The following is an 830-nucleotide window of genomic DNA, read 5'->3' as shown; positions in this document are numbered from 1 at the left end:
AGCAGGCGCCGCGGGGAACGCATCTGGCTGCCTCTGCTGACCCGGACGCCGTATTTCTGCTCCGGCTGTCCACACAACTCATCCACCAAGGTTCCCGAAGGCTCGCTGGTGGGGGCCGGTATCGGCTGCCACACCATGGCCGTGTTCATGGAGCCCGGGCAGGTGGGGAACGTGGTCGGGCTGACCCAGATGGGCGGTGAGGGCGCCCAGTGGATCGGGATGGCCCCGTTCGTCGGCGACCAGCATTTCGTACAGAACATCGGCGACGGCACGTTCACCCACTCCGGCAGCCTCGCGGTACGGGCGGCCGTCGCCGCGGGGGTCAACATCACCTTCAAGCTCCTGTACAACTCGGCCGTCGCGATGACCGGCGGCCAGGACGCGGTCGGCGGCCTCCCCGTCGACCGGCTGGCCGCACTGCTGCTCCTGGAGGGGGTGGCGAAGGTGGTCATCACCAGCGACGCCCCCGGGCGGCTGCGCAGGGCCAGGCTGCCCAAGGGCGTCGAGGTCCGCCATCGCGACCGGCTCCTTGTCACTCAGGAGGAGCTGGCCGCCATACCCGGGGTCACCGTGCTCATCCACGATCAGGAGTGCGCGGCCGAGAAACGGCGCAAACGGCGCCGCGGCACGGCGGCCACGCCCGATACCAAGGTGGTGATCAATGAGCGGGTCTGCGAGGGGTGCGGGGACTGCGGTACGAAGTCCAACTGCCTGTCCGTCCATCCGGTGACCACGGAGTTCGGCCGTAAGACGGAGATCCATCAGTCCTCCTGCAACCTGGACTACTCATGTCTGGACGGTGACTGCCCGTCCTTCCTGACCGTCGCCCC

1 protein-coding gene is annotated in these 830 nt (G+C 68.4%); it reads left to right on the top strand.

Features of this window, described 5'->3' with window-relative positions:
• Positions 1–830, top strand: an 830-nt coding sequence (locus KN815_RS31695) for a thiamine pyrophosphate-dependent enzyme (protein ID WP_253209358.1), incomplete at both ends; no start/stop codon positions are given.

The organism is Streptomyces niphimycinicus, assembly GCF_018883605.1.
Lineage (GTDB): Bacteria > Actinomycetota > Actinomycetes > Streptomycetales > Streptomycetaceae > Streptomyces > Streptomyces niphimycinicus.
Note: the sequence above shows the minus strand (reverse complement) of the source record. Positions and strands in the feature narration are given on the sequence as shown.